This is a genomic window from Massilia pseudoviolaceinigra (assembly GCF_030846505.1).
Classification (GTDB): Bacteria; Pseudomonadota; Gammaproteobacteria; order Burkholderiales; family Burkholderiaceae_D; genus Telluria_A; species Telluria_A violaceinigra.
Map to the genome: position 1 here is coordinate 1 of NZ_JAVCWL010000026.1, position 25,023 is coordinate 25,023.

At 64.4% G+C, this 25,023-nt stretch carries 20 protein-coding genes; 11 read left to right on the forward strand and 9 right to left on the reverse strand.

Annotated features, from left to right (window positions below):
• Positions 1–78: 78 nt before the first annotated feature.
• Positions 79–1,326, reverse strand: coding sequence for a TonB-dependent receptor plug domain-containing protein (locus tag RBA40_RS23090; RefSeq protein WP_306650278.1), 1,248 nt, complete (start codon positions 1,324–1,326; stop codon positions 79–81).
• A gap of 257 nt (positions 1,327–1,583) precedes the next feature.
• Positions 1,584–1,901, reverse strand: coding sequence for a metalloregulator ArsR/SmtB family transcription factor (locus tag RBA40_RS23095; protein WP_306650280.1), 318 nt, complete (start codon positions 1,899–1,901; stop codon positions 1,584–1,586).
• 129 nt (positions 1,902–2,030) lie between these two features.
• Between RBA40_RS23095 and RBA40_RS23100 the strand changes: the two genes are divergently transcribed.
• Together RBA40_RS23100 and ubiG are read left to right on the forward strand one after the other, a co-directional pair.
• Positions 2,031–2,411 (forward strand): thiol-disulfide oxidoreductase DCC family protein, encoded by a 381-nt coding sequence (locus RBA40_RS23100; RefSeq protein ID WP_306650282.1) that lies wholly within the window; start codon positions 2,031–2,033, stop codon positions 2,409–2,411.
• A 32-nt stretch (positions 2,412–2,443) separates the two neighbouring features.
• Positions 2,444–3,178, forward strand: a complete 735-nt coding sequence (gene ubiG / locus RBA40_RS23105; RefSeq protein ID WP_306650284.1) for a bifunctional 2-polyprenyl-6-hydroxyphenol methylase/3-demethylubiquinol 3-O-methyltransferase UbiG — start codon at positions 2,444–2,446, stop codon at positions 3,176–3,178.
• Between the two features lie 4 nt (positions 3,179–3,182).
• Here the strand turns inward: ubiG and RBA40_RS23110 are convergent, their stop codons facing one another.
• Complete coding sequence (locus tag RBA40_RS23110; RefSeq protein WP_306650286.1) at positions 3,183–5,828, reverse strand: eCIS core domain-containing protein; 2,646 nt, start codon at positions 5,826–5,828, stop codon at positions 3,183–3,185.
• A 164-nt stretch (positions 5,829–5,992) separates the two neighbouring features.
• Positions 5,993–6,814, reverse strand: a complete 822-nt coding sequence (locus tag RBA40_RS23115; protein ID WP_306650288.1) for an alpha/beta fold hydrolase — start codon at positions 6,812–6,814, stop codon at positions 5,993–5,995.
• A 355-nt stretch (positions 6,815–7,169) separates the two neighbouring features.
• Between RBA40_RS23115 and RBA40_RS23120 the strand changes: the two genes are divergently transcribed.
• The 4 genes from RBA40_RS23120 to RBA40_RS23135 all read left to right on the forward strand — a co-directional run bounded on the left by RBA40_RS23120 (position 7,170) and on the right by RBA40_RS23135 (position 13,674).
• The gene (locus RBA40_RS23120) at positions 7,170–10,976 is read left to right on the forward strand and encodes an autotransporter outer membrane beta-barrel domain-containing protein (protein WP_306650290.1); all 3,807 of its coding nucleotides are present in this window, start codon (positions 7,170–7,172) and stop codon (positions 10,974–10,976) included.
• A gap of 85 nt (positions 10,977–11,061) precedes the next feature.
• Positions 11,062–11,865, forward strand: a complete 804-nt coding sequence (locus RBA40_RS23125; RefSeq protein WP_306650291.1) for a class I SAM-dependent methyltransferase — start codon at positions 11,062–11,064, stop codon at positions 11,863–11,865.
• The gene (locus RBA40_RS23130) at positions 11,862–13,238 is read left to right on the forward strand and encodes a phenylacetate--CoA ligase family protein (RefSeq protein ID WP_306650293.1); all 1,377 of its coding nucleotides are present in this window, start codon (positions 11,862–11,864) and stop codon (positions 13,236–13,238) included. Before RBA40_RS23125 ends, RBA40_RS23130 begins: the two co-directional genes overlap by 4 nt.
• Positions 13,239–13,248: 10 nt before the next feature.
• Positions 13,249–13,674, forward strand: coding sequence for a hypothetical protein (locus RBA40_RS23135; RefSeq protein WP_306650295.1), 426 nt, complete (start codon positions 13,249–13,251; stop codon positions 13,672–13,674).
• A 10-nt stretch (positions 13,675–13,684) separates the two neighbouring features.
• Here RBA40_RS23135 and RBA40_RS23140 read toward each other — a convergent pair whose 3' ends face one another.
• From RBA40_RS23140 to RBA40_RS23155, 4 genes are all read right to left on the reverse strand, one after another.
• Complete coding sequence (locus tag RBA40_RS23140; RefSeq protein ID WP_306650296.1) at positions 13,685–15,067, reverse strand: hypothetical protein; 1,383 nt, start codon at positions 15,065–15,067, stop codon at positions 13,685–13,687.
• A gap of 121 nt (positions 15,068–15,188) precedes the next feature.
• Positions 15,189–15,710, reverse strand: a complete 522-nt coding sequence (locus tag RBA40_RS23145) for a hypothetical protein (RefSeq protein WP_306650298.1) — start codon at positions 15,708–15,710, stop codon at positions 15,189–15,191.
• A 90-nt stretch (positions 15,711–15,800) separates the two neighbouring features.
• The gene (locus tag RBA40_RS23150) at positions 15,801–16,178 is read right to left on the reverse strand and encodes a cache domain-containing protein (protein ID WP_374710538.1); all 378 of its coding nucleotides are present in this window, start codon (positions 16,176–16,178) and stop codon (positions 15,801–15,803) included.
• Between the two features lie 47 nt (positions 16,179–16,225).
• On the reverse strand, positions 16,226–16,393 hold the full coding sequence (locus tag RBA40_RS23155; protein WP_306650300.1) for a hypothetical protein: 168 nt from the start codon (positions 16,391–16,393) through the stop codon (positions 16,226–16,228).
• A 136-nt stretch (positions 16,394–16,529) separates the two neighbouring features.
• Between RBA40_RS23155 and RBA40_RS23160 the strand changes: the two genes are divergently transcribed.
• Positions 16,530–17,105: a histidine phosphatase family protein gene (locus RBA40_RS23160; RefSeq protein WP_306650302.1), complete on the forward strand. Its 576-nt coding sequence runs from the start codon at positions 16,530–16,532 to the stop codon at positions 17,103–17,105.
• A 103-nt stretch (positions 17,106–17,208) separates the two neighbouring features.
• A complete protein-coding gene (locus tag RBA40_RS23165) occupies positions 17,209–17,919 on the forward strand; it encodes a penicillin-insensitive murein endopeptidase (RefSeq protein WP_306650303.1) in 711 nt (236 codons plus the stop codon).
• On the opposite strand, the gene RBA40_RS23170 is transcribed toward RBA40_RS23165, so the two are convergent.
• Positions 17,916–18,056, reverse strand: coding sequence for a hypothetical protein (locus RBA40_RS23170; RefSeq protein ID WP_306650304.1), 141 nt, complete (start codon positions 18,054–18,056; stop codon positions 17,916–17,918). The two genes, RBA40_RS23165 and RBA40_RS23170, sit on opposite strands and share 4 nt — an antisense overlap.
• A 142-nt stretch (positions 18,057–18,198) precedes the next feature.
• Here RBA40_RS23170 and RBA40_RS23175 point away from each other — a divergent pair, with 142 nt between their 5' ends.
• The 3 genes from RBA40_RS23175 to RBA40_RS23185 are packed head-to-tail and all read left to right on the forward strand — an operon-like array spanning position 18,199 to position 25,012.
• The gene (locus RBA40_RS23175) at positions 18,199–19,767 is read left to right on the forward strand and encodes a DUF2138 family protein (protein ID WP_306650306.1); all 1,569 of its coding nucleotides are present in this window, start codon (positions 18,199–18,201) and stop codon (positions 19,765–19,767) included.
• Positions 19,767–20,432 carry a DUF1175 domain-containing protein gene (locus tag RBA40_RS23180; RefSeq protein ID WP_306622713.1) on the forward strand — a complete coding sequence of 222 codons (666 nt, stop codon included), beginning with the start codon at positions 19,767–19,769 and terminating at the stop codon, positions 20,430–20,432. The genes RBA40_RS23175 and RBA40_RS23180 overlap by 1 nt, the downstream gene beginning before the upstream one ends.
• Positions 20,429–25,012, forward strand: coding sequence for an alpha-2-macroglobulin family protein (locus RBA40_RS23185; protein ID WP_306650307.1), 4,584 nt, complete (start codon positions 20,429–20,431; stop codon positions 25,010–25,012). Before RBA40_RS23180 ends, RBA40_RS23185 begins: the two co-directional genes overlap by 4 nt.
• Positions 25,013–25,023: the final 11 nt, after the last annotated feature.

A 25,023-nucleotide genomic window follows, 5' to 3' on the forward strand; every position in this document is an offset into this window, starting at 1 on the left:
CCTAGGCTCGACGTAACTGCCGCTTGCCTTGCATCACACGGGGTGAGCGCGAAGATCTGCGGGCGCCCAAGCCGTCGCTCAGCAAAGAAGAGCGGATGCCGCACGGCGAAGTTGTGATGCCAGCGGATTGGTACATGCTATCCCGCGCTGGACCAAGAAGTACGACAACGCGCGGTAGCGCTCCGGCGTGGCAGCGAGGCCAAAATCGGCCTGCTGCCGGTCGCTCGTATTGCGCGCCACGCTGCCTTCCCAGCCCGCGCCGATGGTGTGCGCGCTGCCGGTGCGGCCGCTGTACTTGCCGCTGCCGCGCAGGGCGCGGTCGCGCGAGAGGCCATCGGCAACGCGGTCCAGCGTCAACGCGCCGGACGCAGCCTGCGACGACTGTGCGAGCGCGGTCGCGTAATTGCCCGCATCGATGCCGACGCGCGATTCAAGTTTGGCGCTGTCGCCCAGCTTGCTTGTCCAGACCACGTCGCTGCGAATGGTGCGCCGCGCGGTCGACGTAACGCTGCCGGTCAGCGGATCGATCCGTGGGGCGCCCGACACGTAGGTGGTGACGTGGCGCGAGTGGTAATGCAGGCGGTTCGCATAGATAAACGACTGCCAGCTCAGGGTATCGCCGTTATCGAGCTCCCGGTTCAGGCGCGGCGTCAGGTTCAGGGTATTGAAATTACCCACATCGCTGCCGCGCAGCTGATGTTCGTACAGCGGGCGGCCTTGGGCATCGCCACCTGTTTCGACAGTCGTCACCGGGCGGCGAAAGGTATTGCGCGACGCGTTGGCCGCGAAGGAGTACGAGAACGCGCCCGCGCGATCCGACATGTTCAGGCTCGTCTTGCCCTCGGCCATGTCGCTCGAGGCGCCGGCGCCAGCCTTCCAGTCACGCTGCGCCTTCGATACGGCGCGCTTGAGAATCACGTGGATGGTGCCTGCAATGGCGCGTGTGCTGGTGTCGGCGGTGGCCGCGCGCACCACCTCGATGCGCTCGACCGACTCCGGCGCGAGCGCGTCGAGCGAAAATCCGGATGGCGCGCGTTCGCCGTTGAGAAGAATCTGGGTGTAGCCGGCGCCCAGGCCGCGCAGTTGTGCGTTCCCCCCGCTGATGGTGACGCCCGGCACGCGCTTGAGCGTATCGAGCACGCTGGCGTCGCCATAGCGCACCATGTCCTCGCGGCTGACGACGATCTTGCCGGCCGTATCGTCACGCCGCGCATCGTAGCTGTCGCCGCTGGCGTTCACTTCCACCACCGCTTGCGGCGCCTGTTGGGCGTGCGCCGCGGCGGCCATCAGAACCCATGCCGCGACGGTCAATGCGGGCGCGCTCAAACCGCACAACCGATCACGGTGGTCGCTTCGCTCATATCGCTGTTCTTATCGCGCCGAACGACAGAATGCTGCGCGCGCCACTGGTTTTGCGCCATGGGAGGCGCGCCTTCGTCGCGGCCATGCGTGTGGCAGGTCGTGGTCGTTCCTCGTACCGGTTCGTCGCACATTGACATCCACTTGGCAAATGCCGGACCAGTCCGGGTGTGCCGTGATTGTAATGGCAACGCCGCCAATCGCAAAGCCGCCTCGCCGCGCAGCTATGCCTTGGGCGCCTTTTTGCGCGCCAGCGCGCCGCTTTCCTGCTTGAGTTCTTGCGAGACCGGACATACCGCCTGCATGAACGATGCCAGGGTATTTGCCAGGTTGTCGCCCTGCAGGCGGTAGAACACAAACTGCCCGCGCTTGTCGCTGGCGATCAGGCCCGCCGATTCGAGGATGCGCAGATGCTTCGACAGCGAAGGCTTGGTCATCTCGAAGCGCGATGCGATTTCGCCCGCCGACAGCTCCGTTTCGGAGAGATAAGCCAGGATTTTGCGGCGCGGCGTGGAAGCCAGGGCGGCGAAAATTTGATCCATGATGTGCTGCTCGCTTACTGGAGGATGAAGCGCAATGATACAGCATGCTTTTCTAATTAGATAATTAGCTAGTTAGCTAAATGTAGTGCATAATGGCCGCACCAACCACTTTCCGATTGCGAGTCCGCCATGCAAGCTCCCGCACCCCCGGCATCCGAGCCGGCTGTCGTCTATTACAACAGCGCCTGTCCGGTATGCGACGCCGGCGTTCGCGGCCAGCGCGAACGCATGCAGGGCTGTGCCATCGAATGGCGCGACGTGCACGCCGAGCCCGCACTGGCGGCGCAGCTGGGCATCGATATCGAGCAACTGCGCGAGCGCCTCCATGTGCGCGACGCCAGCGGGCGCATGCTCTCCGGCGACCGCGCTTTTGCGGCGCTGTGGGCCGCCACGCCCGGGCAGCGCTGGCTGGCGCGCGCGGTGCGGGCCATGCACTTGCTGGCAGGTCCGCTGTACACGCTGTTCGCACGCCTGTTGTATCGCTGGAACCGCCGGCGCGGCCACTGGTAATCCCTTTTACTTTCACTCGACGGATCACGATCATGCACACACCATCATCCCCGCTTCATCCGAACGCCGACCCTGCCGAACTGGCCCGCTTCAACAATCTGGCGGCGCGCTGGTGGGACGAACAGTGCGAGTTCAAGCCGCTGCACCGCATTAATCCGCATCGGCTGGCATGGATCGACTCCCTGTGCACCCTCGCGGACAAGCAGGTGCTCGATGTCGGGTGCGGCGGCGGCATCCTGACTGAATCCATGGCGCGCCATGGCGCCAGCGTCACCGGCATCGACCTTGCGGACAAGCCCTTGCAGATCGCGCGCTGGCATGCGCAGGGCCAGGCGGTCGACGTGCGCTACGCCTACAGCAGTGCCGAAGCGTGGGCAGCCGGCCACGCAGGGCGGTACGACGTCGTGACCTGCATGGAGATGCTGGAACACGTGCCGCAGCCATCATCCGTGACTGACGCCTGTGCGGCGCTGGCCAAGCCGGGTGGCTGGGTGTTTTTTTCGACGATCAACCGCAATCGGCTCAGCTATCTGTTGGCGATCGTGGGCGTGGAATATGTGCTGCGCATCCTGCCGGTCGGTACGCACCAGTACAGCCGTCTGATCAAGCCGGCGGAACTGGCTGGCATGGCGCGCACCGCCGGCCTGGTGCTGGCCGATCAGCGCGGCCTGGGCTACAACCCGCTGACGCAGCGTTTCCGCCTGCATGGCTTTCTTGGCGTCGGCTATCTGCTGGCGATGCGAAAAGCGCAGACGGTTGCCCTGTGATGCGTCAGGTCGCAAAAAACAAATACCAAAAACCGTTGCCCTGTTGCACCCTCAAAATCTGTTTCGTCTGCCCACGAACGACGATGGATTGACCCTGCCCGGCCGGCGGATGGGGGCCGACGACGGGGATTTTGAGTGCGGAACCGGAGGCGTCGCTCACAATCTCTCCCGATGCGAAGGAGTCCTTTGCTGGTTGAGCAGAACTCGAGCTTGCTACCGGCTGAGGGTCTGCTGTCGCGCCATGCGGACCGCTGCTACTGCCGCCGGTTCCGCCCCCGGGGCCGCCGGGTCCCACGTCCTTGAAGACAATCGTGATGGGTTTGAAGTAGCGTTCGAATTCTCCAACACTCACGACTTCTTTGGGTTTTCCTTCCACCATCAAAATGCAGCCGGGGATAATCCCGCCTGTCTCTATCGGGAGCACGTCGTAGCTGCCACCTCCTTCCGCGTTGTACCGGGCGCTGCCTTTCATGTCAAACGTATGGCGTTCAACATAACCTTTGATCAGGAGCGCGATTTGATCGAAATTCTGGACGTGCGCTTCGATTGCCCTGGCACTGACGGCATCGGTCATGGACTCAATGGTCTGTTGTGTGGCGGTACTGCCTGCTGAAAAATTGACCCTGCCTTTTTCCAAAACCCGGGTTTGTACCTCGCCCGACAGACTTTTGTAGAGCGGGTCCTCTTTTCCGCGCGTACCCAGGATGGACAAAAACCGTTTCAGGATCCAGGTGGCGGAAACAGTGGCGCCAAATTTGCTGAAGAATATGCTCAAGTTGATCGCGAAATTGGCCGGACTGCCCGCATTTTGACTCGTCGATACTGCCTTTCTGTACTCCTTGACGATGTCGTCTTCCGCCAATTCCAGATAATTCTTCGGCCTTTTCAAGTGGTACGCCAGGAACCGTTTACCACTGCCCTTGGTTCCGGTGACCAATGATGCGGACGGGACGAATCCACTCTGCTGCGTCGCAAGAGGGGACTGCGGCGGGGTGTTATACAGCCCCAAAAATCGCTTCAGGTTGCCCGACTCGAAGGTGTTTTTGCCAAAAATTTCTCCCGAGACTGGATCGTCCGGTGTCCAGTTAGCGACCACCGTTCTGCGATCGACCAATAAATTCGCTTCCGAATAATAGGGGATGCGCGGATCGACAGAGGCCATCGCAGCACGCACGCTTTGGTCGATATTGCTCGCAAATTCAGCCAGTTCCGTACCCATGTTTTCGGAGGGGCCGTCACCGGGATCGTCTTCGTTATCGTCGCGCCGGATCCGGTAGCCGCCACCGAGCAGCACGGGCGGAACACCGTCCGCGGTCAGCCTCCTTTCGGCCTCGTCGGTAAGTGCATCGAACACCCCTTTTTTCGTTGCCGGTGGTGGCGCCTGCATGCTGGCGGCGTCATCGTCGCCTATGTGGTAATACAGGCGCCCGATAAAAGGCCGCTTTTCCAGGATATGACTGACAGCTTGGGTTTTTTCCGCTTTCAGAAGCACCTCGCGCACGGCGCCGTAGATAAAGGTGTTTTCGTCGCCCGCGCTTTTTGTCTCGCGCTTTCGCACCTTTTCCTTCTCACCCTCTTCCATCTCGGCCAGTTCGCCGAGCAATAGCAGCTTGCCGGCGGGTATGCCACTCGACTTGGTGAGCCACACCTTGCTCCAGGTGAACCCCAATACACTCATGGGAAAGGAGGGCGGGGTGGCCGCTTGCATGATGCCGTCCACGTCGGCTCGCCCCGCTTCTGCCTGATCCAGCCCGCCGTAAGCGTTCACACCCACCGACAACCCGTAGCGAAGTTGAACATCCTTAGGGTTGGCAAATCCTGTGATATTCGTCGCGACGATTTGATCGACGCTTTTACCTGAAGGGTGGGTCGGAATAAGCGAATGTATTCCCAACACATCAAGGTCGTCGTCCTGGGCTGGTAGTTCAGGGCCACGGGAAATTAACTCATTCTTGAAAGGAATTTCAATATCGTTCGAGACTTCATATTTGCTGAAGAAATCGTCAGCATCCTTGGCCAACTGCGCCACTGCGCATTGTGCCGGCGACGCATTGCCCAGGAGCGCCAAGGGCGCCGGTTTTGCCGCAGTCCGGTCCGGCAGCCCGTAGGTGTTCGCAGTACCCATCCTCAATGCGATTTCCCCCATGGCGTCCGCTTCCGCCTCCAGTCGCCGGTCGTCATTCACCGCCACATTGCCCTTCATTTGCAGGGTCGGCTGTACCCTTCCTTGTGCCTGCTGCACCACATGCCACGCCTCGTGCGGCAAATGTTTTTCTTGGGAGGGAGCAAGGTAGATATTGTTGCTTTGCGCGTAGGCGAGGGCATTGAGCTGCGCCGGCTTGGACGAGTTGTAATGCACCCTCACCGAATCGAGACACATGCCGGACAAGGATTCGATCCCGGACTTTAACTGGAGGGGCAAGCCGGTGCGATTCGATTTTCGCGGTGCCGGGTGCGCGGACGCCGCCGCCGGGCTGATGAGATCCTGGATGCGGCGTTGCGCTGTTACCCGAGAGCTGCCGTTGGCCATCGCCCCCAATGCCATTTGCCGAGCCGTGCCTGGTCGATTGTCCGTAAGTTCAAGGCTTTGAGCCGGGACCGAATTCGTCCTTATCGATGTCGGCACATCTGGGCGAGTGTATTCTTTCATGCCGATGTTTCTCCGGAGTGAGCGCTCTGCTCATTATGCCGTGGAGGCAAGCAGAAAGATTATCAGCATGAATATTTTCTTTTCGCGGCTGGGGTTAATTGCATTACCGTATTTTCATCGGCTCGGCACTTTCGCCGCGCGGCCTGACGAGAAGCGCGGTGCCTTCATTCGCCGGACGGCAGCAGCGGCGTTACCATCGCTGTCCAGCCGGCCTGCCAGCAGCACGCATGACCGAAGCCGGGTACCACCGTGACCTGCGGCCTGGCGCCCGCCGGGAAGAGCGCCGCGTACGACGCCAGCACGGCCGGCGGCACCACCCTGTCATCGGCGCCCACCCAGTGCTGCTGCGGCACGCGCGCCAGTTGCGTGGCGTAGTCGGCCGGATTGAGCGAGGCCGCCAGCGGCGACAGATGCTGCAGGCGCGCCCATGCGACCGTGTCCAGGTTGGCGGCCACCGTCAGCAGCAGGACCACGTCGGCGCGCCGCGCGGCCAGCAGCGCGGCCACGACCCCGCCGCCGGAATACCCCACCAGGACCAGGCGCCGGGCGCCGGCCCGTTGCATCAGCTGGTCGAGCGCGGCGTTCATGCTGTCGATCACTTGCCGGCTGTAGCGCGCATCGGTCCATAGCGCGCTGCGGCAGGCGGCAGGCAGCTCGCCTGCCTGGAACTGGCATGGCCGCGCCAGATACGCCACGGCGCCGCGCGGGTGGCGCAGCGCCAGTTGCAGCGCCATCGCTTGCACCGGGGTCGGATCGGGCGAGACGGTGCTCGCGCTCAGCCATGCCATGCCATCGCCCTCCACGTACACCGTGAGGGTTACTGCGCTTTGTGCCGCCGCCGGGCTCCAGCTGGTCAGGGCAAAATCGCCTGCCGCCAGCGTGCGGCGTTCCCAGCCTGCCGTGGCCGCCAGTGCGTCGGCCCGCTGCAGACGCAGCGACGGATCGATGACCGCACAGCCGGCCAGCATAATGCAGACCAGCATCATGCCTTGCCGCAGCATGCTTGCCCGGATTTTTCTGATCTTGTTGCAATGCATGTCTTTGCGTGCGGTGGCCGCGGTAATTGATTTGGTTAAATAACATATCCCTGTGTTTCTGAATACTCATCCACCGCTGATTATCTCAAACCGCTCCGATCGGCAACTGTTCAATGTGTTGTTTGCGCCGGCATTCATTTTGCTATTGGGGCGAACGTCATATACACACTATTTTAGTATGGCTATATTGAAACGCTCTATGGGACAAATTGCTTGCCCGCTGCAAGCGCTTCCCCATTTTTGCGCGGGCGCCGGCCGATTGGGTTGGGCTTCTGCTTCGCCAATCTCATCGGGACTATTCTCCATGGCAAATTACAACGTCAACAAGAAACAAATGGCGGTGCTCGTCGCGGGCGCTTGCCTGGCCATGGCACAGGCTTCGGCAATCGGCAACCCGTGCCCGGCGGCCAGCGCCGGCATCATCACGGTCGACGCCACTACGATCAATAACACCTGCACCGTCGGCTCGGGCGAGAGCGTCGCCGTCACGGCCACCGGTATCATCACCGTGCCCCTCGCCAATACTCCCAACAATGGAGTCGAGGTCAACGCCGGGGTCAGCGCCGGCTCCATCACCAACGCCGGCACCATCAACCCGGTGGCGGTCGCGGTCAATATCGCAGGCTCGCTGGTCGGCGGCATCACCAATACCGGTACCATCGCATCGACCGGCCCCTGGGGCGGCGTGACCGAGGAAGGCATCCGCCTCGATGGCGCCACCGTCGGCGGCGCGATCAGCAACGGCCCCACGGGCGTGATCAGCGCCGTCAACGGGACGGCGATCCACATCATCGGCAGCGTCTTGACGGGGGGTATCAGCAATGCCGCCGGCGGCGAGATAGGCGGCGCGGGCGGTTTTGCCGGACTCGACATCAACAATTCGCAACTCGGCTCGGGTATTAGCAACCAGGGGCATATCGGCGTCACGGCCGGGCAAAACGGCCGCGGCATCGAGATCAACAATAATTCCACTGTCAACGGCGACATCATCAACAGCGGCACCATCGATGCCAAGGGAGGCTATGCGGCCTTGCGGATCACCGCCAGCGCTATCTCTGGCAAGCTGAGCAATAGCGGCGTCATCGGCACCCCTGTGACGCCGTTGGGCGTCATTGTCGAAAGCAATTCGACGGTCGACCTGATCGAAAACACGGCGCAAGGCAGCATCAGCAGCAGCTATGAAGTGATTTCGGTCGCCAACTCGGTTGTGAACAATGGCATTACCAATGCCGGCACCCTGACCGGCATGCACGGGATTACTTTGTCGAGCGCGACCATCAATGCCGGGGGAGTCGTGAACGAGGTGGGGGCGGAGATGCACGCCGACCGGGGCATGAACGTGTATTCCTCGCAAATCACCGGCGACATCGTCAATCGCGGCCTGATCGACGGTGGCGAGGGCGGCATCATGCTGTATGGGACAACTACGCTGACCGGCAACCTCAGCAATACCGGCACCATCACCGCCAGCGATGACGCCATTTCGCTCGACGGTGCGACCCTGACGGGCACGCTTGCCAACACTGCCACGATCACCAGCAGCTCCGGCAATGGCATCGCCTTGCTGGGCGGTACGACCACCGTATCCGTCAGTAACAGCGCGGCAGGCACCATCACCGCCGCCAACGGCAGCGCAGTCAAGCTCGATGGCGCGGCCACGAGCGTCGCCACCGGCATCTCGAACGCCGGGGCCTTGTCCGGCGCGCGCGGCATCTTGCTCAGCAATGGCGCGACGGTGACGGCGGGCGGCATTGCCAACGTGCTTGGTGCGAGCATCGTCAGCACCGATACCGGCATCTCGGTCGCCGATTCGACAGTGCAAGGCACCATCCATAACGCCGGCAGCATCAGCGGGACGACCAACGGTATTGCCGTCGCCGGCGCGGCCAATGTCGCTGGGATTGTGAACAGCGGCACCATTGGCGGCGCCAGTTCACTGAACTTGAGCAACGCCGGTAACGCGTTCACGGCTAGCAATACCGGCGCCCTGAACGGGAACGTTGGGCTTGGCATCAATACCCTGAACATCCTGGGTAACACCGCCACGGTGAACGGCAACGTGACCGGCGGCGCCGGCAGCAAGGTTAACGTCGGCACCAGTGGCATCACGACCGCCTCGATGACGGCGGGTGGCAATTTCGCCGGACTGGGCGAGCTCAATATCAGCCAGGGCAGCGTCTTGCGCTCGACCAGCGCACTGTCCATCGGCGCCGCCACCATGACCAATCGCGGCATTGTGTCGATCGCGACCGGGCACACGGTCACCCTGACCGGCGACTACGTCCAGAGCGCCGGCGGCGTGTTTCGCACCGGCCTGACCAACGCCTCGACGTACGGGCGCCTGAACGTGACCGGCAACGTCGACATGTCGGCCAGCAGCAATGTCGATGTGGACGTGACCGGCGCGCCGGTGCTGGCCAACGGCACGGTCATTCCAGCCGTGATCCTGGCCAGCGGCACGCTGACTACCGCGAACACCATTCCGGTAACCGACAACAGTTTTCTGTTCAATTTGACGGGCGTGAAAAACGGCAAACAGCTGGATCTGGTTATCGCCGTCGCGCCAACGCCGACACCGACGCCGACGCCGACGCCAACGCCGACTCCGACTCCGACTCCGACGCCAACGCCAACGCCAACGCCAACGCCAACGCCAACGCCAACGCCGACTCCGACACCGGTTCCAACGCCGACGCCAACGCCAACGCCGACTCCGACACCGGTTCCAACGCCGACGCCAGTGCCAACGCCGACCCCCGTTCCGACCCCGACTCCAGTGCCTACGCCGACCCCCGTTCCGACGCCAACGCCGGTTCCGACGCCAACGCCGGTCCCTACGCCGACCCCGGTGCCGACACCGACACCTGTCCCAACGCCGACGCCGGTGCCGACTCCGACCCCGGTACCAACTCCGACGCCGGTTCCAACACCTGTGCCGACGCCAGTGCCAACGCCGGTTCCGACACCGGTACCGCCACCAGTTCCGGCCAACACCGCCACCGGTGCGGCGCTCGCCAGCGGCAATTTTGCCGGCGGCGGCGCGGCGCGCGTGCTCGACACTCTGATTGCCAGTGGCGTCGGTGGCGACATGGGCCAGGTGGTCACCGCGCTGGGCAAGCTTGCCACGGCCAAGGAAGTCTCGGACGCGGTCAGCCAGACCTTGCCGCTGGCATCGGGCGGCACGGCCGCCTCGGTCGCCAGTACCATGAACCTGACCGACCGCGTGGTGCAGGCCCGTATCGAATCGAACCGCGGTTTGTCGGCGGGCGACCGGTATGCCGCCAGCCGCAACGCCTGGGTCAAGGCGTTCGGTTCCTGGGCGCGCCAGAGCGCCCGTGACGGCACGGCTGGCTTCGAAGCCGACAGCGGCGGCGTCATCGTCGGGGCCGACGGCGTCGTCAGCAGCACCGACCGCGTCGGCATGGCCTTCACCTACGCCAGGACCACGCTCGATGGCAACGGCGTGACCCCGCAACGCGCCGACATCGACATGCTGCAACTGATGGCCTACGGCAGCCACAATCTCGATCCGGACACGGACATCAGCTGGCAAATCGACGCCGGCACCAACAAGACCGACGCCACCCGCACCATCAGCTTCGGTGGCCTGACGCGGGTGGCGGGCAGCGACTATCGGGGCATGAGCATGCATGCCGGCACCGGTATCGGGCGCGTGGTGCGGCTGAGCGAAGAAACCAACGTCACGCCATCGGTACGGCTCGACTACACCACGGTCAAGAACAAGGCCTACGCCGAATCCGGCGCCGGCGCCCTGAACCTGATCGTCGGCAGCCAGCGTGCCAAACAGTTCATCCTCTACACCGATGCCAAGATGAATTACTCGCCATCGATGGCGACTACGCTCTCGGGCAACATCGGCGTAGGGTATGATTTCCTGGCAGAGCAAAGTTCGGTGGTGGCCAGCTACGCCGGCGGTGGCGCATCGTTCGTCACGCGCGGCGTCGATCCGAAACCGCTGTTCGTGCGGGCCGGGGCCGGGGTGACCATGCTGCAATCTGGTGGCATCGAAATCACCGGCCGTTACGACGCCGAAGCCCATCGCGGGTTCCGCAACCAGAGTATCTCCTTGAAGCTGCGCAAGGAATTCTGAACGGCACCAGTGTAAGGCCCGACGTGTGCCGTCCTTCGTGGCGGCACACGTTTTTTACTGGATTCACACTTGACAGGATACGACGATGACAGCAGCAGGAGTGGCCGATCACTGGCAAGCACATGCCCGTCAATGGTCGCGCATCGGCGGCCCGCTGCGCCCGGGCGAGGAAGATCTTGCCATCATGCGCACCATCGTCGGACCCGAGCCTGGCCTTGGCCTGCTGCTCGGCGTCACCCCCGAACTGAGCGCGCTCAGCGAGCGCCTGATCGCGGTCGAACGCGACGGCGCCATGATCGACCGTCACTGGGCGCCGCGCGGCAGCGGCCAGTCGGTACGGCAGGGCGACTGGCTCGAACTGCCGCTTGCGCGCGACAGCATCGACTTCGCCGCTGGCGACGGCAGCCTGAACATGCTGCACCACGCGGCCGGCCACGTGCGCCTGTTCGCGCAGCTGCACACCTGCCTGCGCGACCGCGCCACGCTGGCGCTGCGCGTGTTCACCGCCCCGGAACGGCACGAAACACCGGGCCAGGTCGTCGACGATGCCTTGCGCGGCGCGATCGGCAGCTTTCATGCCTTCAAATGGCGCCTGGCGATGGCGCTCGTGGCGCAGGCGGGCGATCCGAATATCGCCGTCACCGCGATTTGCAACGCAGTTGACCTGCGCCTGCCCGACCGCGACACGCTGGCCGTGCGCGCCGGCTGGCCGCGCGCCGACATCGACACCATCGACGCCTACCGCGGCTCGCTGGCGCTCTACTGTTTTCCCACGCTGGCCCAGCTGCGTGCGACCATTCCCGCCGCATACGAGGAACTGGGCATTTTCCACGGCAGCTACGAACTGGCGCAATGCTGCCCGATCGTCGCGCTGCGGCTGCATAAATGACGGCGCCGGCACAGGGCTGGCCGGAGCTGGCCAGCGCCGTGAGCGGGGTCGCCTGGCCGCCGCTGTCGACCGGCTTGCCGGCCTCGGTGCTGGCGCTGGCGCAGCAGCTCGAACACACGCAGTGGCTTACGCCGGAAGAACTCGACGTGCGCCAGCGGCGCCAGTTGCGCGAGCTGCTGGCCTGGGCCAGCGTGCATTCGCCGCACTTCCAGGAACGCTTGCACGCGTCGGGCCGCAGCATCGGCGCGCTGTGCGAGGCGGGCGGGCTGGCGGCGCTGGCGCCGCTGTCGCGCCGCGCGCTGCAAGGCGACCTGGCGCGCATCGCGTCGCACGCCGTCCCGGCGGATCACCAGCCTACAGGACAGATCAGCACCTCCGGTTCGAGCGGCACTCCGGTCACGCTCACGCGCACGGCGATCAACCAGATGTTCTGGCTGGCCTTCACCCTGCGTGATCATCTGTGGCAGCGGCGCGACTTCACAGCGACCCTCGCGGTCACGCGCGCCAATCTGTATGACGACCGGGCGCTGGCGCTGCCGGACTGGGGGCCGCCCGCGTCGACCTTCTTTCGCACCGGCCCGGCCTACGCCATGCCAATCAACCGCGCGGTGGACCAGCAGCTTGACTGGCTGCTCGCCATCACGCCCGCCTATTTTTTGACGTACCCGACCAACCTGGCCGCGCTGCTCGACGAGATCGTCAAGCGCGGCTGCGCGCTGCCTGCCCTGCGCCAGATCCGCACCATCGGCGAGACGCTGGCGCCGGCGCTGCGCGAGCGCACCCGCGCCGTGCTTGGCGTCGACATCGCCGATTGCTACAGCAGCCAGGAACTGGGCATGGTGGCGCTCCAGTGCCCGGACAGCGAGCTGTATCACCTGATGGCCGAAGGCTACATCACCGAGCTGCTTGATGACGACGGCCATCCCTGCGCCGACGGCGCGGTCGGGCGCGTGGTGGTGACGGACCTGCACAACTTCGCCACGCCCCTGATCCGCTACGATATCGGCGACTATGCGCAGGCCGGGCCGCCGTGTTCATGCGGGCGCGGCTTGCCGACGCTGCGCCGCGTCATGGGGCGCGAGCGCAACATGGTAACCATCAATGGCAAGCGTCATTGGCCGCTGGTGGGCTTTCACCGCTTTCGCGACGTGGCGCCGGTCATCCAGTACCAGCTGGTGCAGCGCAGCGCCGACGAAATCGACATCAACCTGGTATGCTCGCGGCAGCCCGATGCGCTCGAAGAAGAGCGGCTCGGCGCCGTCATCCGGGCGGCGCTGGGCCATCCGTTCGCGCTGCGTTTCTGCTATTTCGCCGACCGGATTACCCTTCCCGCATCCGGCAAGTTCGAGGAATTTGTCAGTCTGCTGGCATGAAAGAGCGATCGTGACAACACCGGAGAACCCCTACACCGCGCCTGCATCGATGCCGGCGCGCCGCGTTTCCCCGCGCTTGCGCCAGCTCGCGTACGCGCTGGCATTGCTGGTTGCGGCGCACTTGCTGGCGGCGATCTTGTACGGCGGCGAGTATATGACGCTGGTCTCTACCGGTGCGGTATCGAGCATCAATCTGTTTTCGAGTACGGCGGCAAGCCTTTGCCTGTATGCCGGTACCCTGCGGCTGCTGCGCGACGCTGAACGCGGCCGGGCGTTTTTCATCGTTGCCGTGGGTGGATTCATGATGTCGCTGCGCGGCTGGTGGCCGTTCGGGGGCGCCGCCATGCTCGTCATCAGCGGGATCGGACTGGCGGCCGCCGGCGCCTTGCTCGCGCACTTTGCGCAGCAACAGTTGCGTGACGTGGAACCGCGCTGACCGGCATCGGTCAGGGCTGTTCTGGAATGAGTTTGCGCAGCTCTTCCAACGCGTCGTAGCGGCACTCCGCTGCAATGTGCGCCGGCAGGCGGTTCCACTCCTGCAGTTTTTCCACGGCTCGCTGACGGCAAATGGCGCACGGGTTGGTGCGGTAGACCCATTCGGCAACGCCTGCCAGCGCGGGTGAATCGACGCTGCTACAGACGTCGACGGCGCTGCTTCCGAGATAGTGCGCCTCGTCGCCATCGACCGTCTGCCGTTCCAGTGCGGCGAGGATCAACGTTTCGTCACCGGGCTGATAATTGTTTTTGAATAGATCGAGTTCCTCGGAATAGTCGCTCGAAAAGCCCGGGTCGCCGAGGCGTTCAAGCGCCAAGTTTCGTACGCGCGGGTCGCTTGTGTGCGACAGCGCCACGGCTGCCGCGTTGCGCACGTCGGCCGAACTGTGGCTGGCGAGGGCCCAAACGCGTTCGTCCAGGCACGGCAACGGACGCCTTCTGAACACACACAATAGTTTTTCGCAGGCTTCAGGCTCGCTCTCGACGCGCAGTCGGTCGAGGATGCGGTTCAGGTCATCTTCGCTTGCCCAGCGGCCAAACTGCAGGAATTGTCCCCGCCCGCCCGTTTTTTTTACAGACGCCGCGAGGACGGCATCGAGCGGGTTGTCGCGCAGGAACGCCTCGCCGCGCCGCTTTGCGTCTCCAGCCGGATCTTCCTTCGACCAGTCGGGTCCTGTCTTGCTGGCGATCCGTGTTTCCTCGTTGGCCACATAGGCAGCGACTGCGTCGTCGCCGGCCGCGGCCCGCTTGAGTTCGGCAAAAACGTCGTCGAACGTGAAAGGATCGTCGATCACGTAGTCCAGTGGGAAGACCCAGGTGTCGGGATCTTGCTGGATGACCTTGCCCAGGCGTCGGGCGATCTCGACAATGGCGGGGAGACCGTCGAGGTCCCTGATGGGACCGCCGCCGAGCACGCGATCGTCCGACACGGGCTGCCCCCACACGTGCGCGCGCAGGGCAGCGGCCGCCTCAAGGTCGCCATCTTGTCCCATCAGGCTGGCCAGCTCGCGTTGTTGATCGCCATCGTAGTCATCGGTGCTTTGGGACATCGCCGTCAGGATTGCCTCGGCGAAGCGGCCATACGCTGGCGTCCCCTTGAACAGGCTGTATATCCAGGCGGCGCGGCTGCCCTCGCACTGGCTGTCGTAAGTCTGGTTTTCGAGACAGGCCGCCAGCACCAGGTCTTCAACGCCGTCCAGGCCGTACTCTTGCACATGCATGACCGCGGCGCCACGGCCATGGCGCAGGGCGACGGCGAACGCGTCGCGGCTGAGGTTTGTCGATTGAATAGGGCGCTCCGGGAAGTTGGCAGGCGTGCTGCATGCATCAGACATTGTAAGTGATGCGTCCCCGCGAGCGCCGACAAGGATGCGGCATGGCGCGCTGAGCGTCCGCTGCACGGTCAGGGAAGCATGCCTCCCGTCGCCCGCAGCGGACGCGTCGCTACCACCAGGCTTATTTGGCCGGGCAGACGCCGAAGTTAGCCGACTGCTTCGACGGATGGGCGTCGACAGGGCCTACCTTGTTGGTCACATCAGCGATCGTGATGTGAGACCAGCTCACGCTTTGCAGCACCAGGTCCATTTTGCCAGGGCATGGATTTTTGCTCAGTTTTGGTACCTTGAGCGTGATGCAGGCGGACACGGAATTGGTGTACTTGTTCGGCGAGAACGTGGCCGAGGCGGAAACGGTTTCCTTCACGGTCGTTTGCTGGCCTTTAGGGCAGTTGCCACCGTTGTTGCGGCAAGCATACGATGCCACCACCGATGCTTTGGCGACGTAGGTGACGGACTTATTATTCAGCCCGATTTCTTTGAAGCACACTTTTAAATCGCCAGTTTTCGGATCAATCGCCGAGGTGACCTTCCCGGAGAACTGAGGTTTAGACTGGGGATTGGCCTGGACCGTGCCGAACGCGCATGAGAGCGCCCCGCATACGGCCAGCATGCGCGCAAAATGTTTAACTGTGGAATTCATGGTGTTACCCCTTTAAAAGTCCAGCTGTGAGTACTGCTTTACGGCTACCGCGCACACACGTTCCCGGCGATCAAACGATCAGCCAGACCGCTAGTGCGCGCTTTTAGAGTAGGCCGCTGGAGCAGCAGAACTTTGTCCGGTCTCACACCATGTAGTTGATGAAGGCGATATCGGGCCATGGCAGCGTTGCCGCGTTCGCCTTGCCGCGCCCATTTTATGTAGACCCCGCCGCACACGCCCCCCCTCTTCGTACGGTTGGCAATACATTGCCTTGGGTTCGCTCTTTTTGCTCAGTGGATTGGTGAACTTGTACTCTTGCCAGAACGGTGCATTTTTCTTCGCAAGTTCGATGCGTTCGCGCACGAATTGTTTGCCGTCGACATCTTTGACATCCATGAGATTTCGATTGAGCATGTTGAGATTGGCGCCTTGCGCGCGCACCACGCCGTCGGTCCCGTACACGGTGATGTAATGGTCGCGGTCGGTGAAAGGCCATCCTTGCGGTTGATCTCGGCTTAAGTTTTGTCTCTGCCGTTGGTCTTCATGTACGCCACGGTTTTCTTCACCATCGCCTCGGCCTCGGCCTTGGTGACGAACGGGTCGGCGGCAGCGGGCAGGGCAAATGCATAGCAGATCACCAGGGGCAACAAGGTATGCACACGCAAGGCTGGAAAGATGGACACTCAAACTCCTTTGGAAAAGCGCCCTGGTGGCGCACGGTTCACGCTAGCTTCCATGTCGACGCAACGGTACACTCAGCACAGCTAGTGCGACATGCCGCAGCGCATCGATCGGCGGACACCTCACCAGAAAGATCCCATGAAAAAGTACCTGCTCACGCTCCTGGCCTGCCTGACCATCGCCCCTGCGCATGCGGCCGACGACGAGGCGTTCTGGGACTTGCTGAAAGGGGGCGGGCAGATCGTGCTGATGCGTCACGCCCAGACCGATCCCGGCATTGGCGACCCGCCCGCTTTCCCGCTGGCCGATTGCGCCACCCAGCGCAACCTGTCGGCACTCGGGCGCGCCGACGCCGTTCGCATCGGCGCGCGCTTCCGGCAGCAGGCCATCCGCGTGGCCGAGGTGATGTCGAGCCACTGGTGCCGCTGCATGGACACGGCGCGCCTGGCGTTCGGCAAGGTCGCTCCAGCCGACATGCTCGATTCGGTCTTCGACGAGCGCGCGCCGGCCACGGTCGACAAGACCAATGCGCTGATCGCCTGGCTGGCACGCCACCCGCGCGCCGCCGGACGGGGCAACGTGGTGCTCATCACCCACGCCGTCAACATCCACGCGCTGACCGGCGTATCGCTCAATTCGGGCGAGATGCTCGTCGCCACGCTCGATGGCCGGCGCAGGCTCAAGGTACTGGCGCGCGGCACGCCGGGTCACTAGGGTTCGCGCGCGAGCCGCCTTGCACAAGCGGGCGCGATGCGCAAGAATGGGGCTTTCTTTACAAGGAAGCGGGGCAGCGCATGCCCGGCCAGTCGACATGATCATGCCTGTGCATGCTGTATTCATCGCGCTGCTGGCGTTGGGCGCGACCACGCTCGCGGCGCACGCCGCGCCGGCCAGCCAGTGCTTCGGCAATGTGAGCAAGGGGCGCCTCGACGGCGGCGTGAAGCTGCCTGCCGCCGGCCCGAATTTCTCCGCCTACAGCGCCGCGGCGATTGCCGCCGGCCGCACGCATGTGCATGCGACGACGGCGCAAATCATCCTGGCTGCGTATGCGGGCGCGCATGCGTCGCAGCCTGGCGCCAGATATGTGTACGGCGAGACGGGCATGGAGAAGGGCGGTCCGTTCGCGCCGCATAAAACCCATCAGAACGGGCTGTCGGCCGACTTCTTCGTGCCGGTTCGCAATGCGCGCGGCGAGCCGGTGTCGCTGCCCAGCAGTGCGCAAAACCGCTACGGCTACGATATCGAATTCGACTCCGCCGGCCGCTACCAGGATTACCGCATCGATTTTGCCGCGTTCGCCGAGCATCTGTACCAGCTCGATGTGGCAGCGAAGGCGCGCGGCGCCGCGCTGGCGCTCGTCATCGTCGATCGCAGCTTCATACCGGCACTGCTGGCGACCGAGCGCGGGCCATGGCTGCGCAAGTACATGCCGTTCATGAGGGGCAGGCCGTGGGTGCGCCACGACGAGCATTACCATGTCGACTTCAAGCTTGCATGCGCACCGCTCGATACCGCTGCTACTTTTTAGTTTCTCGTTGTTGCAAGAATAACGAGCATTTCCCGGAAATCTACTTCTGCCGCCATCGTCATGCGTCCTTTCTGGATGCGGGCGGCGGCGCTATGTTCCTCCTGGCAAGGTCGCTGGCGCAGGGTGCGTTTACTCACGGGTTGTCTCTGAAAACTCACGACACGGTGGTAACGCATCGCCTCCCGGAATGTTTACTTTCTTCGGTGACATGAAAATGGTACCCTACGCTATTATGCGAAAAACATCATTGCGCCTGCCGCCAGTCACTATCCACACACTATGAACAAGAAAAAGTTGGGAATCATCGCCGCCGGAGTCGCCCTGTGCGCTGCCGCAGTGGCCGGTTATGCCATGTTCGGCTGGAAGCGCCTGGCCCATGGGCAGGGCCTGAACCTGGACCTGTCGCAGCCCGATGCGCTGATCGTCACCAGGAGCCTGTCTTCGCTGCCGCGCGACCTGCTCACCATTGCGCTGGCGCGCGACGTGCTGCGCGAGGATTTCGTGTTTTACTACGAGCAGAACGGCGACAAACTGGGCCTGCAAGGCACCCTGCGCCGCATCGCCTACGAACATGAACTGGGCTGGGGCGACCAGATGATCCGCACGGTGCTCGACGAACCGGCCGATGTGGCCCTGTGGCGCGAGGAAGATGGCTCGCTCAAGTACTTTGCCATCGCCGTCTCGCGCAACAGCATGACGCGCATGCTCGAACAGGCCGGCAAGGTCGCGCTCAAGGACACGCAGATGAAGCTGGCCGGCGAAATCCGGGTCGACGGCGACAAGGTGCCGGTGTACTCGCTCAATTACGCCCACCAGCGCACCTTGCTGATCGCCGCGCGCGGCACGCGCATGGTGATCCTGTCCGACCCGGGCATGGTGTTCGGCGCCGACGGCAAGGCTGACGGCAAGGCCGAAACGACGGTGGCCGGCCTGCTGGCAGCCGATCCGAAGAAGCAGCAAGCGTTCCGCCAGCAGTTCCACCTCGACGCCCAGCCCACCGATGGCCACAGCGTGGCAGTCAAGGCCGACGTGCTGGCATTCGGCTACCAGCCGTTCTTCGGCGCCCTGGACGCGCTGCGTTTCGATTTCAGCAAAGGCCAGTGGCAGACGCGCGCGCTGGTCGACGCCGGCAAGCTGGCCGCCGGCGGCTACGACAACCGCGCCCTGTGGCCGGTCGTGCCGCACAATCCGGCTGCGTGCTTTGCTTTGCCCGCCAACTGGGCCGAAATGACATCGGTGCTCGGTGAAGTGGACGCCTCGGCCCTGACGGAGCAACTGAGCGGCCCGGCCGCGGTCTGCTGGTACGGCAGCTCGCGCCTGTACACGCCGCTGGTGGTGGCCACGCGCAAGGCGGGAGGCAGCGATGAACTGTACGGCACCCTGTTCGCGGCCGCCATCGGCAACAAGAAGAGCGGGGCGGTGCAGAAAGCGGCTGGCCCGAATGGCGCTGTTCTTTGGCAGCGCGAAGTCGCAACCGGCATCGGCGCGCAGCATCCGACCCTCGCGGTGAGCGGCCAGACCGTGCTGTTTTCGCCCGACCGCAAGCTGGTCGAGCAGGCGCTGGCCGTGAGCCGCAAGCAGGCCCCGGCGATCGCCGACCGCCTCGCCGATCCATCGCGTACGGTGGGCCTGATCGCGCCGGCGTCGCTGGCGGAATTGATCCGCAAGGAAGCCTTCGATGCGCTACCGTCCACGCGCGAGCCGGTCCTGCGCGCCGCGGCCGACGCGCATCTGGTGCCGCGCCTGAACGCGCTCAAAAAATATCCGCCTTACCGGCTGGTGCTCAAATCACTGCCGGCCAGTGGCGTGAGCTGGCAGCCGCTGGAATGGCAGGCGCTGGAGAAGTGATGACAGTCACCCGCCGCCAATTGCTTGGCCTTGCCGCCGGCTGCGCCGTACTGCCCTGGGCGCGCGCGCTCACCGGCGCGCCGCTGCCCGACATGCCTGCGTACCTGTCCAAGGCGCAGAGCCGTGCTTTCCAGGCCTGGATGCTGCGCATCGTGAACGCCCAGATGGAGCAGGGCCCGTCGCCGCGCTGGCAGCACCGCGACTGCGCGGGCCTGGTGCGCTTTGCCGTGAACGAGGCGCTGACCGTGCACGATGCCAAATGGATGCGCGCCAACGGGATCGGCAGCAACGGCCAGCTGCCGCCCGAACTCGAACTCACGCCGGCCCAGCAAGTGCTGCGCAACCGCTGGGTGCAGACCGGCGGCACGGTCGGGCACTACGTCTCCGCCATCGGCCTGGTTCAGAACAACAGCCGCTTCATCGGGCGCGACCTGAATCAGGCGCAGCCGGGCGACCTGCTGTTTTTCGACCAGGGCGACGAACACCATCTGATGGTGTGGATGGGCGCGCGCATCGCCTACCACACCGGCACCGTCACACCGAACGACAACGGACTGCGTACCGTTGATGTACAACAACTCAAAACCTGGAAGGACACGCGGTGGCAACCAGCGGTCGACAATCCCAACTTTGCCGGCATGTTCCGGCTGGCGTTTTTAACATGAACAATCCAATCACACGCGCCCTGGCGCTGCTGGTGCTGCTGTGCGGCCTGTTGCCCGCGCTCGCGCTCGCCCAGGAAGCCGAAGCGGCCGATGCCAAACCGGCCCAGGCCAGCACCGTCCCGGGCGGCACGAACTACACAAGCTTCAAGGGCGAGCCGTTTTTCCTGCTGTCCGACGCGGCCTATGGCAGCGGCGACGTGGCCAAGGTGCGCCTGGAAGTGCCGGGGCGCGATTTTGCGCGCTCGAACCTGGAGCAGTACGGCGGCGTCGATGTACTGGTGTACCGCGTGCCGGAGCCGCTCGAATTTCTGAAGAAGCAGCGCAATCTGCACCGGGTGCAGGTGAACGGCAATTACAGGGGCGAGGGCTTGCTCAATACCCTGACCATGCTGTGGGACCGCTGGTGGAAGCAGTCCCGCATGGCCTGGCGCAAGCTGTTCTCGAGCGACGCGCGCAGCGCCGTCACCAGCGCCCAGCCCAAGCTGGCCACCAGCGAAGCGATCACGCGTCCGGTGCCGTTCCGCCAGCAGCCGCAGTACGAGCCGCTCAAGGGCTACGATCTGGTCGACCGCTTCCGCTATCCGGTCTGGCAGGCGCAGATCATCAAGCCGCCGGCCGGCCTGAAGATGGAAGGCTCGAGCAGCGAGTTCACCGCCAGCAGCGCCGGCAACGTGATGATCCCGCTCGGCCAGCGCAAACCTGGCCTGTATCTGGTCGAGGCGATCATCGGCGAACACCGGGCCACCACGCTGGTGTTCGTGTCCGATACGATGGCCATCACCAAGGTCTCCGCCAACCAGATGCTGGTGTGGGCCGCGCGCCGCGACAATGGCGCGGCGGTACCCGATGTCGACGTCACCTGGACCGACGGCAGCGGCGTGCTGCAATCGGGCCGCACGGGCGCCAACGGCGTCGTCTCGCTCGATCGCGGCAGCCCCGAACATACCTATGTGATGGGCGAAGACCGCAGCGGCGGCGTGTTCGTTTCCGAGAATTTTTACTACGACAGCGAAATCTACAACACCAAGGTGTACGCCGTGACCGACCGGCCTCTGTACCGGCCGGGCGATGAAGTGAGCGTCAAATTCATCGGGCGTGAATTTACGGGGGCGCGCGCTTCGCAGGCAGCTGTGAGCGCACCGCTGTCGCTCACGGTGTTCGATCCGAACGGCACGCCGCTGCTCACGCAGTCGCTGCAACTGAGCGGCGAGACCGGTAGTGACACGCATTTCCGCCTGCCGGACAACGCCGGCGCGGGCGGCTACGAGCTGCGCTTCACTTACCGCGACACCCAGTACGGCGCGGCCTTCCGCGTGGCCGATTACGTCAAGCCGCACTTCGAGATCAACCTGGTCCCGTCCAGGGCAGACTTCAAGACCGGCGAGGACGTCAAGGGCCGCATCGAACTGCGCTACCCGGACGGCACGCCGGTCGCCAAGGCCAGCCTGTCGCTGACCCTGCGCGCCCAGAAAAACGCCATGGTCGAGGGCGAATTGCGCTACAGCGGCGCATTTCCGGTCGAACTCAAGACCCAGGAACTGGTCAGCGACGGCAAGGGCAATGTCGACTTCGTGCTGCCGCAGGCGAAAGACCCGTCGCGCTATATCCTCACGGTGCTGGCGTCGGATGGCGCAGCCTACCGCGTGCGCAGCACGACCGAGCTGATGATCGAGCGCTCCGCCAGCCAGTACACGCTCAAGGCGCAGCGCCGCTTCTCGGCCCCCGGCGAGACGGTGCGCTTCGACCTGGCGGCGGACGGCGCCGCCGGCGCCAAGCCGGTGCGCTGGGAGATGATTCAGCTCGAAAAACAGACCAAGACGGAAGGCGCTTTTGACTCCTCCAAGTCCACCTGGGACGTCAACTTCCCCGCATCCGGCTCGTACCAACTGAGCCTGCGCGACGCGCAGAACAACCTGGTGGGCGGTACCAGCCACTGGGTCAGCGGACAGGGCCTGGCGGCCACGCCGGGCAGCATCGAGATCGTGCTTGACCATGAGCGCTATCGCGCCGGCGACACCGCCGAAGCGCTGATCACCTTTGCCGACCCGGTCGACCAGGCCTTGCTGACGCTCGAACGCGACAAGGTCGAACAGGTCGGTCTTTTGAGCGCCGGCGCCGACTGGATCAAACCGGTGCGCGTGGCGCCCAACCAGTGGCGGGTGCGCATTCCCGTCAAGGACGACTACGGCCCGAACATCACGTTCTCGGTGGCGTACACGCGCAAGGGCGATTTCGTGTTCCAGAACGCCGGCATTCAAATCGTCGAACCGCGCATCGCGCTGCAGTTCAAGACTGACAAGGAAGTCTATCAACCGGGCGAGAAGGTCACCATCGACGTCACCGCGCAGATGGATGGCAAACCGGTATCGACGCAGGTCACGCTGGGCGTGGTCGATGAAATGATCTATGTGCTGCAGCCGGAAATCGCGCCCGACATCGGCGACTTCTTCTATCACCCGCGCCGCAACAACGTGCGTACGACGGCCAGCCTGTCGTTCATCAGCTACGACCTGGCCGCAGGCCGCAGTGCCGGCGCCCCCGCGCGCCATAACTACAATGAGCGTGGCGTGAAGGTACTGGAGCGCCCGCGCCGCGACAATGTCGACACGGCCCTGTGGGCCCCCGCGCTCAAGACCGATGCGGAAGGGCGTGCGCGCGTCACCTTCACCATGCCCGACGCGCTGACGCGCTGGCGCATCACCGGCCGCGCGATGGACGCGCAGGGCCGGGTCGGCCAGCGCAGCGCTTACCTGCGCTCCGACAAGAGCTTCTTCGCCAAGTGGACGGCGCCGGACTGGATGCGTGTCGGCGACGCGCCGCAGGCGTCGGTGGCGGTGTTCAACCAGACCGCCAGCGAACAGGCCATCGAGGTCACGCTCACCGCCGGCACGGTCGTCAAGACCGAGAAGATCACCGCCCGGCGCGGCGTGAACTACGTGCAGTTCCCGCTGGCCGCGGTAACTGATCCGATGCGGCTTGAAGTCAGGCAGGGCGGCAAGGTGGTCGATTCACTCGATACCGACGTGCAGGCGCTGCCTGCCGCGTGGAGCAGCCCGCGCACCCTGAGCGTGCCGCTCACCGGCGCCATGGTGCCCGTCAGCCTGCCGGCGGACGCACGCAATATCCGCGTTTCGTTCGCGAGCGGCGCGGCCAGCCACTTCGCACGCATCGCCGACGATCTGATCGAGTATCCGTACGGCTGCGTCGAGCAAACGTCGAGCCGCCTGATTCCGCTGGCACTGGGTCTGCAGAATCTCGGCCCCGAAGCCGGTCCGGTCCAGCTGCGTCTATTGAACACCCTGCAGGCGCAGCGCCTGCGGCTGGTGTCGATGGCCGGTCCCGAGGCGCAATTCGGCTGGTGGGGCAACGCCACGGCCGGCAATTCGCTGATGACGGCCTACGCCTATTACGCCGACTGGTACGCGGCGCGCGCGCTGCGCATCGAGATGCCGCCAGAGCACTGGCAAGGTTTGCTGGCGATGTACGGCAAGGAGGGCCTGAAGGAACCGGTGCTGCACCGCGCGCTGACCTTGTGGCTGGCCCAGGAAATGGGCCTGCCCGTCAAGACGCTGGCATCGGGCCTGGCCGACGAACTGGCGAAAACGAAGCTCGACGCCAAACCGGCCGCGCTGGCGCCGACCAGCAGCATGCTGCTCACAGCGGAAAGCGGCAACTCGCAGGCGCTGACGCTGGCGCTGCTGTCGGTGATCGCGGCCAACGATGGCGTGGCCGTGGCGCCCGAACTGCAGGAGCAGATCGGCGCCGCCTGGACCACGCTGCGCGCCAATCCGGCGCCGCTGGCGCAAGCGTTGCTGATGCTGGGTGGGCAGCTGCCGGCCAGCCAGGCCGATGCCGTGCTGGGCGCGGTACGCTCCGACATGGCGACCTTGGACCGCGCACTGACGCTGGTGTGGGTGCAGAAGAAGCTGGGCGGCCCGCCGGCGGCGAAAGACGCCGGCATCGCCCTGGCGGGAACGTGGCAGAAGGGCGCCAGCCCGCTGGGGCAGGCCCTGTTCCGCTGGCAGCCGGCCAAGGGCGTGCCGACGCAGTTGCAACTGGCCGAAGCACCGCCGGCCAATACTGTCGCCATCATCCAGTACGAAAGCCGCGCCGCCAAAGTGCATGCGCTGCCGGTGCGGATCGAACGGCGCCTGATGCGCATGGAGCAGAAAGACAAGGACTTCACGCCGGTGCCGGTCAAGAACGGCGAAGTCCTGCGCACCGACGCGTTGTACATGGATGAAATCACGCTCACGCCCGCCGCGGGCGCCAAATATCGCTACGGTTTGCTGGAAGTGGCGCTGCCGCCCGGCGCATCGGTTGAAGCCACCACCTGGGGCATGACCCTGGCCGGCGCGAAGAAGGAACCGCTGGAAGGCGCGCGCCATGAGTCGCGGCGCGAAGGCTACGTGGTGCCGATCGAGCCGCTGGCCGAACCGCTCAAAGTCCGCCACCTGCTGCGGTTCGCGCAAAAAGGCAGTTACGTGCTGCCGCCCGCGCGCTACTACCGCATGTACCAGCCCGAAAACAAGGCGCTGGAAGGCGAGGGCAAGACCATGCGCGCGCTGCAGGTCGAGTAATGGCGCCACGG